Source organism: Thalassobacillus cyri, from assembly GCF_900107755.1.
GTDB classification, from domain to species: Bacteria; Bacillota; Bacilli; order Bacillales; family Halobacillaceae; genus Thalassobacillus; species Thalassobacillus cyri.
Genome location: NZ_FNQR01000003.1, coordinates 177,497 through 193,281 on the forward strand (window position 1 = coordinate 177,497; position 15,785 = coordinate 193,281).

The window sequence follows — 15,785 nt, forward strand, 5'->3', positions numbered from 1 at the left end:
TCAGCGACGTATGCACTGGACTGACCCGTAGGAGATAAAGGAGATACGATGAGCGGCAGCGATTCGATATCGACTTATCGTACAGAGGGGAGGGAAGTACACTAGTCGCTGGACGATGGAGCTGGACGATGGAGCTGGACGAAGCCCCTTTATTACAAACAGTAATAATTTACTTTTATGTCACAGCAAATAGGCGCGCCAGGGAGAACCATATATTGGTTCTCCCTGGCGCGCCATGTCCTGATAGTTATTCAAGTTTTTTTAGCATCCATAAGCGGACACTTAATTCCAATAGGAACAGGTCATCTGAGTCTACCAAAGATAGCTGGGTCAGATGTTCAATATTCCTTAGCCGGTGCAATAAAGATTGACGGTGCAAATTCAGTGCACGGGCTGTCTGGCTGACATTGCTGTTGTACTTGTTATAGACAATGAATGTATGAATCAAATCTGTCTGCCGCTTCTTATCGTATTCAATCAGCTTCTCTAATGTGTCTTTGACAATCGATGAAATATCAGGATCGTGGGATAAAGCCATCAGCAATCGGTTGATCCTAGTGTCGCTGAAAAAAGTCCGCTCTCCTTTTCCGTACTGCTGCTTCCCAATATCCAGAGCCGTCTTCGCTTCCTGGTAACTTTTATGGAACGAATAATGGCCATCCTTATGAATCGCTATTCCCCAGGAAATTTCAATCCCGGCCAACAAGTCGTTCAACCGTCTTTCAACCATATCCAGGAACTGATTAGAGGCCTCCATATACGGATGGTGGTCTGCTTCCAAATATACGATTACTTCCCCGTCTTCAAAGGTAGCCATCGTACTGCGATTCAACAGTTCTCCAGCCTGGGTGATTTCTTTCTGAATATAATAATTCCTGCTGTGCAGCGAAGATCCGGCTGATCGATCGGTTTTTTTCAATTGCTTATTGGTTTCTATGAAACTGATTTCTCCTACCATACAGATATAGGACTTCGTCAAGTCATATCCCAGCAATTGGCCTTTCGATAATGTTTGTTTGGTAATGTCATTTTCATTTTTAGCAAGATCCAATAAGAAATTATCCTTCAAGCGAATCTCTGTCATTTCTATGGCATTTTCCTGCAAAAAGTAAAGAGCACATGCGGTCAGTGCATGTTCCAGAATATTCATCACCAGCCATGTCAGCTGATGACGGTCGTCTGGTTTAAAAATCAAATACCCCTGTTTTTTCTGATTCGACAAGATTGGCAGCTGATAGCACGTCTGTTGGTCGATGACAAACTCCTCAATATGATGATACAACGGGTGTTCACTGAACTGAATGTCAGTTTGAGGAATCTGCTGGACCTGTCCATCTACCTTACCATTGAAAACATCAAGCAGGTGGGGGTCGACATCATGATTTGCCCGGATACGCTTATTATGATCGCTGATCGCAATCGGAATGTTTGTCTTTTGGTATAAGAGGTTGGAAATCTCCTGCAGTCCTTTCCCATTCAAAACAAACGTGATCAATTCCTGTCTGATTTCCTCGGCTTGCTGTCTTTCCGCCTTTTTTTCCTGGCTTATTTCTTCCAAAACCACTTGCAGGATATCCCCAAAACGGACTTCCCAGGGGAGATCGATAATAATCAAGTCATTTTGCTCGCCCAGCTGCAGAATACGGTCTGGAATATCATAAATATAGCGCCCTGTGGCAAATGCCAAAACAGAAGCTCCCGACTGGATGACATCTTTGGTGAATTCCTCTAATAACAACGGATCATTCTCACAGCCAATCCCAGTACTCAGGACAAATTCATTACTACGGACAAAATTCTCCACTGGCGTCTCGATCACCGATATCCAATCAACCTCTTTTTCATTCAAAACAGCCCTCCCCGCTTTTACTTTGGCTGTTTCCATAATCGGAAGCTGGATGATATCTTTCACCGTTAACCCCATATCCCCACCTCATCCCTGTTAAGCTAATACTTGTCGGCCAAGGAACGGATTGTGTCATGATCCACATTATTTCCGCTAATGACAATGACAATGTGCTTATGTCTACTAGTTTCTTCTCCCAGCAGCCAGCCAATTCCTGCTCCAGCCGCCCCCTCTATTGCCATTTTATGATACTCGAGCATAAACATTATTCCTTTTGCAATCGATTCCTCTGAGACCAATACACTTTTATCCATCAACTGTTGGACCACGGGAAACGTGTAGCGATTGTCCGGGCCAAGCCCGCCTAGCAGGCTATCCGCTAATGTATCAGATTCTTTCAAAACAACTGGCTTACCGCGCTTCAGGCTTTCATGCATGACTGCCCCCTTTTCCATGGACACACCGGTGATGTCAATTTTGGAATCAACAGATTTCAATGCCAGACTGATTCCGGCAAGCAATCCTCCGCCTGAAAGGGGAATAATAGCTTGATCTACCTCCGGACATTCTTCTAAAATCTCCAGCCCTATCGTACCCTGTCCCGCAATCACTTCAGGGTCATCAAATGGCTTGACCACCGTAATCCCAGACTGCTTTTCCAGCTCATAGCAGTACTGTTCGGCATCGTCCTGATTTTCACCGACGATTTCTACATGTGCACCGAGTCGTTTCAGCTTTTTGACCTTTTCCTGTGGCACTCTCCTGGAAATACACACGGTCGCCGGGATATTATTCAACCCTGCGACATGAGCTACGGCAATCCCATGGTTTCCTGTCGAGAAAGTAGCAACTCCCTTTTTCCGTGCTTCCTCTGATAGTGATAGCATTTTATTGGCCGCACCTCTCAATTTAAATGCACCGGTCGGCTGCATATTCTCAAGCTTCAAGTATACATTTGTGCCAGCCTTGTCCGACAAAGGTTGCGAATATAGCAACGGTGTTTTCTCTACCACACTAGTAATTCGTTTTTTTGCCCTCCAAATATCCCTGAACGTTACGCCAGCTGTTTGTACACTTTCCATTCGCTCACCCCCAATACCTTTTCTGAATTATATATAACAATGCAATTGTCGGTCAATTCTAAATTTTTTATAAAAAAAGCCAGAGGATAATTTTCCTCTGGCTTTTTCACTTTACCATTTAAATTAATGTTTAGATGAACCGCCGCCATTTCCTAATGGTAATTCAGATGAAGGAAGTGGAGTCACAGGATCCAGACAAGCAATACCACAGAAGCAGTCTAAATCTACAGTAATACAAAGCCCAGATGCTACAAAGTTACGGATGGAGTTACCAGGGAAGTAAGCGCAGAAGTCATCGCCACCTGGTCCAGGAGTGCTTTGTCCTTGAGTTACTGGTACTAGCAATTCAAGTTGAACACAACATTCATCTTCATCAACGAATTTTTTTGCTCTGAAGATAGGGGTTTCTACGCAGTTAAACGTAGCATTGTCACTCATTCCCACTTCCCTGAAGACGACACTTCTTCCGATAAATGGCTCACAGTCCCCCTTACAAATTAGACTGAATGGAATTGTAGTTGGACCATTGCCGTTTCCTACTGGTGAAAGCAAGTCACGAATGGACTGCTCACAACCTGTATCACAACAATCATCCCCTACGCCAGCTACTTCATCCTGTGCCTTGATGATTTCACGAACAGTTTCGCAAACACAATTGTCAAAATCTTTTCCGCCACCACAGCTCATTAAAAATCTCTCCTTTTTTTCTTTTATTTTTGTTGCACTAATAATCTATGGAGATACCGCAATAATGGCTGTACAATCGTCTATTTATAAGAAAAATGGGTGAGTTGTTCAGACTTGTTTCTACTTATCCAAGCCTTCCTTTCTTGGATAACCATTCAACTGCATCATATTCCTGTTCTATTCCTTCCTACTCTCCTCATAGTGTGTATTTGAGGAGGTGTGTATTTTGCCAATAATTCAGCAGAAAAGCTACATGTACACAATAAAGCGTGGGGATACGTTATATTCAATTGCCAGGAGATTCGATAGTACTGTTGAAGCGATTGAACAGGCCAACCACTTATACCCGCCTGTTACGGACCGTGGCTTGATTTTTCCTGAAGATGTCCTGGTTATCCCTGCTGCCGATCAGCCATCAATTATGAGTTATGTTGTCTACCCTGGGGACGGGTTGCGAGGAATCGCTGCTTCTTTCCAAACTTCCGTAGATTTGCTTGCAGGGATTAATAACATCGCTAATCCGAACCTCATTTATATTGATCAGCTGCTGCTTGTCCCTGCATTCGCGAATGAAATCGAAACTGGTGATACCCTTTATAAAATTGCCACACGGTTTGGAGTAACAGTCGCTGAGATAGAAGCGGCCAATAGTGACAGGCCCGGTTTTCAGAGAGATGTCATCTGGCCTGGCTACTATCTTGCCATTCCCATTCCTATTTCTGATAATATTTTCGTCACTACTCCCCTGCCTGGTACACAAATCCAGAACGGCCAGCAGTTAGAAGGGTTTGCGCGGGTATTTGAGGCTTCCGTACAACACCAGGTTCGTGATAGTAATAATGTAGTCGTTTCCCGGGAACGCTTCACGACCGCTTCCGAAGGTGCTCCTGCTTATGGTTTTTTCAGCAGTACGCTCCCGTTTGACCGGCAGCCGACAAGCAGTACGGGGGAAGTTTGGGTGTTTAGTAGAAGTGCGAAGGATAACAGCATACAAGATCTTGTCCGAACCCCGGTAACTTTTTAGTACAGAAAAACCCCGATCCAGCTATCAGAGGATCGGGGTTTCGTATAATCAGCTTGCTTTTCTGGCAATAACTTGTTTACTGAGCATTCCCTTATGTTTCAGGATTTGTACGACAAACCAGACAGCGACTGCCAGCCAGATGACCGAACCGATAATCATGGATGTCGAATAAGCTAATCCGAACCCTTCGGGTGCATAGAAGATATACGTACTCACAACACCGGTCATAAACAAAGCCGGTACACTGGCAATCCAGTGGAACTTTTTATGCTGAAGCAAATACATAGCGGCTGTCCAAAGCATGACGGTGGCGACAACCTGGTTGGACCAGCCGACATACCGCCAAAGGAAGCTGTAGTCCATTTGTGTTAACAAAAATGTTGGAATAGCTACCGGAAAGACAAGACCTATTTTCGCCCAGTTCCCCTTCAATTCCTTTTTACTCACTTGCTTCAATAAATCGGCCAGCATCATTCTCGAAGAACGGAGCGCTGTATCGCCTGTAGTGATTGGCAGGATAATGACACCAAGCACAGCAAGGATGCCTCCTAATGTGCCAAGCGTGGTGGTGCTGATTTCATTGACTACGCCAGCTGGTCCGCCTGCAGCCAATGCTTCTTGAAGACCTCCAGTACTGCCAAAGAACGCCATCCCGGCAGCAGCCCAGATCAACGCAATGACCCCTTCTGCAATCATCGCTCCGTAAAATACTTTGCGTCCTTCACTTTCTTTTTTCAACGTACGAGCTAAGATCGGGCTCTGGGTACTATGGAATCCGGAGATAGCACCGCAAGAAATGGTGACCATCAATAGCGGCCAGACTGGCAGATTATCAGGATGAAGACTATTGATTGTTAAATTCGGGACTGGATTTTCAAAAAAGAATAATCCGATACCAATGGCAACTGCCATGAAAATCAGTACTGCTCCGAAAATCGGATAAACTTTTCCAATGATTTTATTGACCGGCAATACTGTTGCTATTAAGAAATAAGCAAAAATGATCAGCAGCGATGCAAGAAAGCCTAGTGGAGTGACCTCTGCCATCAGTTGTGCCGGTCCAGCCGTAAATGCGGCCGCCACGAGGATCATTAATCCAATCGATAATATATTGATAATCGTTTTAGCGTGTTTGCCTAAGTATTTTCCTACAAGGGTCGGGTACTGTGCTCCATTATGCCGAAGCGACAACATCCCTGAAAAATAATCATGGACGGCTCCTGCAAAAATGGAACCGACGACAATCCAGATGAACGCAATCGGACCATATAATGCTCCAAGAATCGCGCCAAAAATCGGACCAAGCCCAGCGATATTCAATAGCTGGATCAAGCTTGCCTTCCACCAGCTCATCGGCATGTAATCAAAGCCGTCATTGTTGGTGTATGCTGGAGTTTTTTGTTCATCGTCAATGCCAAAAATTCGTTCGACCACCTTAGCGTAAACGAAATAACCTGCGAGTAATAATGCGATGGATGCGACAAATGTAAGCATCGCTGAGCCTCCCTTCAAAAATTAATGATAGGGAGTATTCTATAACGGAATCAGACAAAAAACAACATTTTTTCTGAAAATTTTCTTTATTCTTTAATATTAAGCGGTTACATTGCCACAGCAAGGAAAAAACGGTGGTTTTCCCACCGTTTTTATGGTTACTTATTAGACTCCAATTTCTGTTTCAATTTATCCACTTGTGATTTCAAAATCAGATTATCCTGGGTCAGCGATTCAATTGTTTCTTCCTTTGCCTGCTTCCATTTTTTCCAATCTAGAGATTCCGTCGAAGAAGCTTCTTTTTTGGAATGGTATTCCTCCAACTTGCTTTTCAGCTGTGTTTCTGTTTGTTCATGAACAGATATCTGCTCCTTCAATTGATCGATGGTCCCCGCCAATTCTTTGCATTTCTCTTCGAGAGCTCCCTCTTCCTTTTGTTTTACATTCATATTATTTTCCAACTGCTTTACAATTTTCTGGTATTTTTCCTGCAGCTCCCGGTTGGATTGTTCTAACTCGATAGCCTTATTTTGAATTTTCTCTTTCTCTTTCATGATGTGTTCATTTTTCGCTATAAGATTTTCTTTCATGACACGGAATTCGCTTTCTTGTTTTTGCAGCAGTTCCTGTAACGACTTATTTTTAATATGCATCCGCGAACGATCACTTTGCTGCTCTGCGATGATCTCCTCAGCTGTCTGCAGCTCTTTCTCCATTTTTTCTACCTGGTAATCTAATTCTGCTTTATCTTCCAGCAACTTAATATTTTGTTCTTTCAAGTTATCAAGCTGGGCATAATGATAGTTTTCCTGGTAATCCTTCACTTTCTCTTTATACTTCGCTAGCTCTGCTTTGAAATAAATAATCTTCTGCTGAAGCTGAACCGGGTCCCCCATATTGTTTTTATTCATACCGTAACCTCCCGTAATGTATGCTTGGGCTGACGTGTATATTATCTATATGTAATAATTCCATCGAAGGTTACTGACAGCCTGATCATGATCTTGAGGCAGGCAAAAAAGCAGGACAATCAAATGTCCCGCTTTTATATTACCGTTATCTCACCGGGGAGTATGGATTTCTTTCTCCAGATTACGCATCACTACTGACGCTTTCCTTCCGGTAATCATCTATTTCAGCCACTAATTACTGAATGTAATGATGCTTATTCAGCCCTGGGATATCCTGCAGACAGATATTCCGGTTTAAAAATTGACTGTTTCACTTTTTAACCGGTTGACTTTGTTTCGCAGAGATTCTTCCCTGTCTTTTGATTGCCTTATACTTTTTTCTAGTTTTTGTATTAGCATTTTATCTTCTTCGAGTTCTCCTTCCAGCTGGTTATAACCTGCTTCCCACTCTTTAACTTTTTCCTCTTGTTTATCTTTTAAGATTTGTAGCCTATCACACTCCTTTTCCAAAGCATCAAGCTTACTTTCAAGCGTTTCAATTCTCGTATCAGATGACTTGTTTTCTTTCTGTTCTTCCTTTAACTTTTTTTCCAAATAATCCAGTTTCTTTAAATGTTCTGCCTGGTATTCCGCTAAAGACTGATAAAATTGTTCCAGACCTTTCAATTGCATTTTCTGATTTCTATTTTCTTCTAATAGTTCTTCTTTTTTATGAATAGCGGCCTTATAGTGCTTGTTCAGCTGGGCGTAGGTGGCTTTAAGATTCTGTTCTCTATCCATTCGCTCGCTTAATTCAAGATAATTTTCCTTTTTTAACTGCTCATTTTCACTACGTAATGCCTGTGTATGTTCTTCCTCTTTTTTTAAGTCCTTTAGAGCTTTATCCACTTTAACCTTAAGCTCATCTACAATTTTTCCAGTCTGTTCCTTTTCCTGCTGAAGCGTACTTACTTTATTAAAATGACTCTGCAACTTTTCTTCCAGGCTATGGTTTTCTGCTTTACTCGTTTCAAATTCCTTTCTGACCCTTAAGAAGTCCTGGTGAAGAAGCCCGTAATCTTTATTCAAGCCCTCCAGTTTATTTGCATAATTTATATTCCTATACCTTTCTTTATCGATAGATTTCTTAAGCTGGTTGATTTCTTTTTGGCAGGATTCTTTTTTATTACTAAGCATTATTTTTTCTCTTTTTTCCTTTTCAAGTGCTTCATTTGTTGAAGTCAGCCGCTCCTTAAGTTCCTGCATATAGTGCTGGAACTCTTGAAAGCTTTGCTCATTTTCTTGTTCCTTCCGTTCATAATCTTTTACTTGTTTTAATAAAAGCTGCTCTCTCTCCCGCTGTTTCTCTAGCTGTTCCCGACTTTCCGAAGAACTGATCTCCCTTTTCACCTGCTCTTTACGAACCAGCTCATTCGTTTCTTTTAACTGCTTTTCCATAAAGCTTATATCCAATTCCAGACTCTTATATTTTTCTTCTAGCTTGGTATGACTTTCTTTACTTTCCCTAAGCTTATTTCTAAGACTCTCATTGCTTTTCTTCAGTTCCTCTGTTACACGCTCCTTATTTAAATAAAGCTGTGGGAGTTTCGTCTTAAACCGCGTATTTTCTTTACTTAACTCATCATTCGCCAGCTTAAGCTTTTCTAATTCTTCAATCAGCTGATTGTTCTCTTCCCGAATTTGATTAAATTTCGGACGCTGTTCTTCTTGTTCCTGCTGATACTTAGATAGCTCAGATTTTAAATGAATTACCATTTGCTGAAGCTGTGGAGGCGTCATTTTTTTCGTTGAACGTATACTTGTTTTCTTTTTCATCCCGCCTTCCCCCTTTATCTAAAATATAATTTCATTAAATCCCTCCTTATCATTTTTATGATGTTTCAGGGTAATCATGACCAGTATCAAAGAGAACATAAAAAAGCCCGAAGTCTCTAACTTCAGGCAATAAAGGGGATCAATCTATTTTTTTATTTGTAAAATTACTTTAGCATTTCTGATATATCTGTCTCCGGCTCTATTTAAACCAATTAAACTTCTTTCATCAATTCTTCCCTCAATTTGAATTTCTGCAGCTTACCACTTGCGTTACGAGGCAATTCATCGACAAATTCATAACGCCGAGGACGCTTATACCTTGCGAGCCGCTCATTGGCGGTACAGAACTCATCTAACTCTTTTTCCGTAAGTGAATCGTCTTTTTTTACAATATAAGCCACGACACGTTCTCCCCACATTTCGTCTGGTTCACCAATGACAGCAGTATCCATTACCTGGCTATGGTCGAACAGGACGTCCTCTACTTCCCGTGAATAGATATTCTCGCCACCCGAGATAATCATGTCCTTGACACGATCGCTGACCCAGAGGTACCCGTCTTCATCAAAGGAACCGATGTCACCGGAATGGTACCAGCCTTTATACATTACTTCCTCAGTCGCCTCCGGACGGTTATAATAACCTGGCATCATACTTGGACCCTGGACGATGATTTCTCCGAGCTCCCCTGGTTCGCAAATATCTGCTGGATCTGCTGGTCCGTCTTCTCTGGTGCGAACCACTCTTACTTCATGATTCAACAAAGGTCTCCCAGCCGATCCAGCTTTATCAATCTGTTCATCCTCGGTCAGCACTGTAATGGCTGGTCCCATTTCCGTCATACCATAAGCTTCAAATAAACGGATTCCCAATGTATCGTGTAACTTCTTCACTAGTGCCGGCGCCATTGGAGCACCGCCATACAAACCTTTATTCAACGCGGAAAAGTCAGCTTCAGCCAAGTCTTCCTGCAGCATCATATTCCACATCGTCGGGGCAGCAAAAAAGGAAGTGATCGCTTCTTCTTTGACAGTCCGAATCACGGACTTAGTTTCGAAATGATGCATGATGATATTGGCGCCTCCCATCATCACCCGTGGGAAAAAGGCGCAGTGCAGCTCGGCACAATGGAACATGGGACCGACACTTAGTCCACGCTCTTTGTCGGTCACCTGCATAACCGTCCCCATAATCAACGCCTGATCGATCATGTCGCGGTGCGTGTGCAGCACCCCTTTCGGCAGACCGGTCGTACCTGAGGTGTACATGATGGCGTATAGGTCATTTTCATCCAGCTCACAGTCCGGCCTTTCCCGGGAAGCTCCCTCCATCTGGGCTTCATAATTCACGGCAAAGTCAAGATCATGCTGGTCGATCGACCAAAACTGAACACTCTTCACTTCCCCGGCTGCTTGTTCTACCTGGGGATGGGTCGCTTTTTCAAATACGACAATCTTAGGCTGGGCATCCTGCAAGATAAACGAGATTTCTTTCGCGGTCAAACGAAAGTTGATCGGGTTGAAAACTGCTCCTATTTTCATACAGGCAAATAACGTAGTCGCAAACTCTGCTGTATTGAATAAAACGGTCGATACTTTATCTCCCTTACCGACTCCAGCATCCTTCAGTGTATTGGCAAGACAATTGACTTCTTCATCCCACTCACGATACGTCCACCGTTTTCCTAAGCGAACATCAACTAATCCCTCTTTCTCCGGATATTTCGCCACCGTCTGTTCAAACATGCTACGCAAAGTTGGTCCCATCGATTCGTCTCCCCTTATTAAAAGTTGAATTGCCAGTCATCTCTACTGTCCTTACTTTGGCTGCATCCGAATCGCTCCGTCTAACCGGATCACCTCCCCGTTCAACATCGGATTACCAATGATGCTTGCCACAAGCTCGGCATATTCTGCCGGCCGTCCTAACCTGCTCGGGAACGGTGTCATCTTACCAAGCGCCTCACGAGCGGATTCCGGAAGCGTCGCGAACATTGGTGTTTCAAATAAACCCGGCGCTATCGTCATGACTCTCACCCCATAGAGGGCAAATTCTCGTGCTATCGGCAATGTCATACTGGCTACTCCACCTTTGGAGGCGCTGTAGGCTGCTTGTCCAATCTGTCCTTCGAATGCGGCGACGGAAGCTGTATTGATGATGACCCCGCGCTCATCATCAGCATTGACCTCATTGCTTTGCATCCGTTCCCCTGCCAGCCGGATCATATTGAAAGTACCGATCAGATTGACCTCGATCACTTTAGAAAAGCTCCCTAAATCATGGGCCCCCTCTTTCCCGACAACTTTTTCGGCAATAGCAATGCCGGCACAATTGATGACCGCGTTAAGACTTCCGAATTGATCGATTGTCAAGTCCAGCAGCTGGCTGATATCCTGTTCAGAAGTTATATCTGTCGTATGAAACAGACAACGATCACCAAGTTCCTGGGCCAGGTCTGCGGCACGTTCCTCATTTCGGTCCGCAATCACTGCTCTTCCGCCAGCTGTGATAATTTTTCTTACAGTAGCTTCTCCAAGTCCGGAAGCGCCGCCAGTCACGATTGCTACGATATTTTTAAGCATCATTTATTATTCCTCCAATCGTTCGATGATGGTTGCGTTTGCCATTCCCATTCCTTCACAGACAGCCTGCAAGCCGTACCGCTTTCCTGTCCGTTCTAATTCATGGACTAAGGTGGTCATCAGCCTCGTTCCTGTCGCTCCGAGAGGATGACCAAGTGCGATGGCTCCTCCATTGACATTAAGCTTAGCAGGATTTGCACCTGTCTCTTTCAGCCAGAACAAAGGAACCGGCGCAAAGGCTTCATTCACTTCAAACAAGTCCATATCTTCTAAACTAAGCCCAGCTTTTTGCAACACTTTATAAGTGGCAGGAACCGGCCCCGTCAGCATGAATGTAGGATCCGAACCAACTACAGATCTTGCTACAATCCTGAATCGTGGCTTCAAACCTAACTGCTCCGCCTTTTCACGGGACATCAGCAATACTGCCGATGCACCATCACTGATTTGACTGGCGTTCCCGGCCGTTATCTTTCCGTCTTCTTTGAAAGCAGGTTTCAATTCTGCCAACGTTTCGAGCGAAGTTCCTGGCCGCGGTCCTTCATCGGTATCCATTAAATTGACGGTTCCATTCCTATCGGTCACCGGCATGATTTCTTTTTTAAAACGTCCTTCCTTTATTGCCTTCAGTGCTTTTTCATGGCTTTCTACAGCAAACTGGTCTAGCTCCTGCTTTGAAAAGCCACAGTGCTCAGCAATCCGTTCTGCAGACAGCCCTTGATTGATGATTTCATAATTGTCCGTAAGTCTTTTGCTGTGCTCCGTCCCTTGAATATTAGAGAACATTGGCACGCGTGTCATATTTTCAACGCCACAGGCAACGACTGTTTCCATATCACCACTGGCAATCGCCTGGGCTCCGAAATGAACCGCCTGCTGGCTCGACCCACACTGGCGGTCGATGGTCACTCCGGGCACTTCTTTCGGGAATCCCGCTATCAAGGCTGCTGTACGCGCGATATCCATCCCTTGCTCCCCGACCTGGGACACACAGCCTGCAATCACATCTTCCACCGACGCCGGATCAACCTGCGCCTGATCCAACAATTCCTTTAAAACATCTCCTAATAAATCGTCTGGCCGCTTTTGACTCAGCAGCCCTTTTCTCCTTCCAACCGGACTGCGTAACGCTTCAACGATGACAACTTCTCTCATTTGCTATCTCCTCCTGTTGAATGGACTCCTTTCTGGAGCCATGTTTCTACTATTTCTGTTTGGTGCTCTCCTTTTTTGGGGGAGCGTTTACTCGTGGCAGGCACTGGATACATGGTGGCCAGTTGTGTCAAGCCGCCTTCCCTGATCTCCATCACACGCTGCTTCCATAATGGATGATGTTCCAGTTCTCCTACTTCCAATACTGGAGTCAAACAGCAATCCACCTGTAACGAAATTTCCGTCCACTCTTCCAATGGCTTAGAACGGAAGTAAGCGCTTACTTGTTCAAAAATAGAAAAACCCTCTTCCGCACGTGTAAATTGATGTTTGATCCAATCACTTCTTCCAGCAAACTGACAAAATGAATGCCAAAATTTAGGTTCCAATGCGGCAAGGGCGATATAACGTCCATCCATCGTTTCATAGATGTGATAACATACTTTTTCTCCACTGATTTCTTTAATTCCTTTGTTATAACCACTTTCTTTTGCAAGGGCAACGTTGGTATTTAACATCGCATAAAGACCATCCGTCAGTGCAACGTCGAGATAGGAGCCTTCCCCATTCCGGTAACGGTTTACGAGCGCAGAGAGTATCATCTCAGACGCGGTCAAACCGCCGAGAAAATCAGCAATCTGGATCGAAGGGTGTACTGGCTTTCCCTGCTTATCTTTCAGTTGCGACAGCATTCCACTAAGGGCCATATAATTTAAATCATGACTAGCCAGAGTATTCATTTGGGCAGTAGCCTGACCATAACCTGAAATCGAGCAGTAGACAATACCGGGATTGTGCTCCTGTACTTTTGCATAGTCAAGGCCCATCCGTTTCATAACACCTGGACGGTAGCTTTCTACGATAACATCGGCAGTTGAAGCAAGTTCAAACGCTGTAGCCTGGTCATTTGCGTCTTTCAAATCAAGCATTAAGCTTCTTTTCATTCGATTGTTTACAGCAAAGGCTATACTATTCAAACTTCGCGCCGGCTCACCTTCAGGTGGTTCCACCAGCACAACATCGGCCCCTTTTTCCGCCAGCCTCAATGTAGCATAAGGGCCCGGGAGATACCTCGAAAAGTCCAGGACACGGATTCCCTCCAGCATCCGTTCCATCACTCCAACCCCATCTTTTTCGCGATGATTGTTTTCATGATTTCATTGGACCCTGCATAAATAGCGGAAACGGGTGCATCCCGATATCTTCTTGCAATCTCGTATTCTTCCATATAGCCATAGCCGCCATGCAGGTGCATACATTCCTCCGCCACTTTTTTAGTCAGATCGGTAATCCACCACTTCGCCATGGAAACTTCTTTGACGACATCTTCCCCTTTGATATGGGAATCTACCACGCGGTCCAGGAATGTCCGGCCGATTTCTACTTCTGTTTCGAGTTCTGCCAGCTTGAATTGTGTGTTTTGGAATGATGCAATACTTCTCCCGAATGCCTTCCGATCTTTAACGTATTGCGTAGTGATTTCCAGCATCCTTTCCGATGCAGCGATTCCCCCGATAGCTACAATCAACCGCTCCTGCTGGAGATTTTTCATTAAATAGTAGAAACCTTCGCCTTCTTTGCCGATCAAGTTAGAGGCGGGTACTTTGGCATCTTCAAAAATCAATTCAGCCGTGTCCTGACTATGTAAGCCAATTTTACTAAGTTTTTTCCCTTTCGAAAAACCAGGACTATCCTTTTCGACCACTAGCAGGCTTATTCCTTTATGAGCGGGCTTTGCTTTCGGATTAGTTTTACAGACGACAAGCACTAAGTCTGCCTGGATGCCATTCGTGATGAACGTCTTTTCTCCATTTACTATGTAGTTGTCTCCGTCACGGACTGCCGATGTTTTGATGCCAGCCAGGTCAGAACCAGCACCAGGTTCCGTCATAGCGATCGCTGTTATAATTTCTCCTGCCGCGCATTTAGGCAGCCAACACTTCTTTTGTTCCTCTGTACCATACTGCTCCAGATATGGGACAACGATGTCACTGTGTAATCCGATTCCAATCAGGCCGGTTCCTACTTTCTCCAGCTCCTCATTGATGATAACCGAGTAACCAAAGTCTGCTTCAACCCCTCCATATCTTTCATCCAGCCATGGACATAGATACCCCTGTGCCCCCATCTTTTCCCAAAAAGATTTGGGAATCAGCCCATTCCGCTCCCATTCTTCAAAATAGGGATAAGCTTCTTTCTCTAAAAACTTGCGCAATGATTCTCGTAACATATCATGCTCTTCTTTTATATAAGCTGCCTTCATGTTCTCCCCCCTTGGATTTAATTCGTATGAATATTCAGACTATAATTAGTTTACCTTATTTTGCAGTAAGGGGAAATAATTATTCCTGATTAGTTACTATACGCCCCTTTTTAAGCTGTCTTACGAATTATTTCAGTAACCTTCTGACTTAATTCAGGCGTGTTCCTCCCTAACAGGTCAATGTTCTTCCCAGGCATTTTTTCTATTAAAACTTGGCTTGTCGCCAAGTACTTATGGCGAAAGCCTTAGTAATTTCTTATATTTTAATCCTTTAACAAAGTTAAACTTTCTTAAAGTGTAAAAAAGACAGACATCATCATGTCCGTCTTTTACGCAAATATCTCTTTTTTACGGTAAACCATCCCATCAGCAGTTGCCAGCAGCTCTCCAGCTTCATTGTTAACCATCATCCGGTACAGGCCGAGCTTCGGGTTCTTTGATTCTTCCTTGGCCGTAGCAATAATTCTATCCCCAAGCATGCCCGCGCGCATATAATTCATATTTACATTGATACCGACCGCTGTCTGACCATAAGAATTGCTGGCGATCGCAAATGCTACATCTGCCAGGGAGAATAGGACGCCTCCGTTAGCCGCACCATGAAAATTCATCATATTCTCTGTAATCGTCATCGAAACTGTCGCTGCTCCTTCACCGACATGGTCAATTTCTATTCCCAGGAATCTGGCATACGGGTCTCTGGAGACCCGTTCTAAAATCGCTTCTTTCATTTTTCATTCTCCCCCATACAGGAAAGGGACATCCTTTTTGACGTCCCCTCCTTCCTTAATTTTTTTTTACGTTCATTTCCACTGGAAACTTTTGCATGGTTCCGATTGATAGTCCAGAAATTTAAATTGCAACGAATCTGTCATTAAATCTATTCTCCCTTGAGCACGCAATTCCATTACGGTAATTTAACCGGACGA

Annotated in this window: 13 protein-coding genes; 1 reads left to right on the top strand and 12 read right to left on the bottom strand. The window is 44.0% G+C overall.

The window, feature by feature from the left end; genetic code table 11:
- Nucleotides 1–247: 247 nt before the first annotated feature.
- The 3 genes from BLV00_RS05030 to BLV00_RS05040 form a co-directional block, all read right to left on the bottom strand.
- Entirely contained in the window at nt 248–1,924 is a 1,677-nt protein-coding gene (locus BLV00_RS05030; protein ID WP_093043055.1) for a PucR family transcriptional regulator, read from the bottom strand.
- Between the two features lie 23 nt (nt 1,925–1,947).
- Nucleotides 1,948–2,928, bottom strand: a complete 981-nt coding sequence (eutB, locus tag BLV00_RS05035) for a hydroxyectoine utilization dehydratase EutB (RefSeq protein WP_093043057.1) — start codon at nt 2,926–2,928, stop codon at nt 1,948–1,950.
- 123 nt (nt 2,929–3,051) lie between these two features.
- Nucleotides 3,052–3,615, bottom strand: coding sequence for a CotY/CotZ family spore coat protein (locus BLV00_RS05040; protein WP_093043059.1), 564 nt, complete (start codon nt 3,613–3,615; stop codon nt 3,052–3,054).
- Nucleotides 3,616–3,832: 217 nt separating this feature from the next.
- Here BLV00_RS05040 and BLV00_RS05045 point away from each other — a divergent pair, with 217 nt between their 5' ends.
- Complete coding sequence (locus tag BLV00_RS05045) at nt 3,833–4,639, top strand: LysM peptidoglycan-binding domain-containing protein (RefSeq protein WP_245728832.1); 807 nt, start codon at nt 3,833–3,835, stop codon at nt 4,637–4,639.
- Nucleotides 4,640–4,687: 48 nt separating this feature from the next.
- Here the strand turns inward: BLV00_RS05045 and BLV00_RS05050 are convergent, their stop codons facing one another.
- The 9 genes from BLV00_RS05050 to paaI all read right to left on the bottom strand — a co-directional run bounded on the left by BLV00_RS05050 (nt 4,688) and on the right by paaI (nt 15,587).
- Nucleotides 4,688–6,133, bottom strand: a complete 1,446-nt coding sequence (locus tag BLV00_RS05050) for a carbon starvation CstA family protein (protein WP_093043063.1) — start codon at nt 6,131–6,133, stop codon at nt 4,688–4,690.
- 158 nt (nt 6,134–6,291) lie between these two features.
- Complete coding sequence (locus BLV00_RS05055) at nt 6,292–7,044, bottom strand: coiled-coil domain-containing protein (protein ID WP_093043065.1); 753 nt, start codon at nt 7,042–7,044, stop codon at nt 6,292–6,294.
- Nucleotides 7,045–7,338: 294 nt separating this feature from the next.
- A complete protein-coding gene (locus BLV00_RS05060) occupies nt 7,339–8,859 on the bottom strand; it encodes a coiled-coil domain-containing protein (protein WP_093043067.1) in 1,521 nt (506 codons plus the stop codon).
- Between the two features lie 212 nt (nt 8,860–9,071).
- Entirely contained in the window at nt 9,072–10,625 is a 1,554-nt protein-coding gene (locus tag BLV00_RS05065; protein ID WP_093043069.1) for a fatty acid--CoA ligase, read from the bottom strand.
- A 51-nt stretch (nt 10,626–10,676) separates the two neighbouring features.
- Complete coding sequence (locus BLV00_RS05070; protein ID WP_093043071.1) at nt 10,677–11,444, bottom strand: 3-hydroxyacyl-CoA dehydrogenase; 768 nt, start codon at nt 11,442–11,444, stop codon at nt 10,677–10,679.
- A 3-nt stretch (nt 11,445–11,447) separates the two neighbouring features.
- Nucleotides 11,448–12,596 carry a thiolase family protein gene (locus BLV00_RS05075; protein WP_093043073.1) on the bottom strand — a complete coding sequence of 383 codons (1,149 nt, stop codon included), beginning with the start codon at nt 12,594–12,596 and terminating at the stop codon, nt 11,448–11,450.
- Nucleotides 12,593–13,708 carry a CaiB/BaiF CoA transferase family protein gene (locus BLV00_RS05080; protein WP_093043075.1) on the bottom strand — a complete coding sequence of 372 codons (1,116 nt, stop codon included), beginning with the start codon at nt 13,706–13,708 and terminating at the stop codon, nt 12,593–12,595. The genes BLV00_RS05075 and BLV00_RS05080 overlap by 4 nt, the downstream gene beginning before the upstream one ends.
- Nucleotides 13,708–14,856: an acyl-CoA dehydrogenase family protein gene (locus tag BLV00_RS05085; protein ID WP_093043077.1), complete on the bottom strand. Its 1,149-nt coding sequence runs from the start codon at nt 14,854–14,856 to the stop codon at nt 13,708–13,710. The genes BLV00_RS05080 and BLV00_RS05085 overlap by 1 nt, the downstream gene beginning before the upstream one ends.
- A gap of 329 nt (nt 14,857–15,185) precedes the next feature.
- Nucleotides 15,186–15,587 carry a hydroxyphenylacetyl-CoA thioesterase PaaI gene (gene paaI / locus BLV00_RS05090; protein ID WP_093043079.1) on the bottom strand — a complete coding sequence of 134 codons (402 nt, stop codon included), beginning with the start codon at nt 15,585–15,587 and terminating at the stop codon, nt 15,186–15,188.
- Between the last annotated feature and the right edge of the window lie 198 nt (nt 15,588–15,785).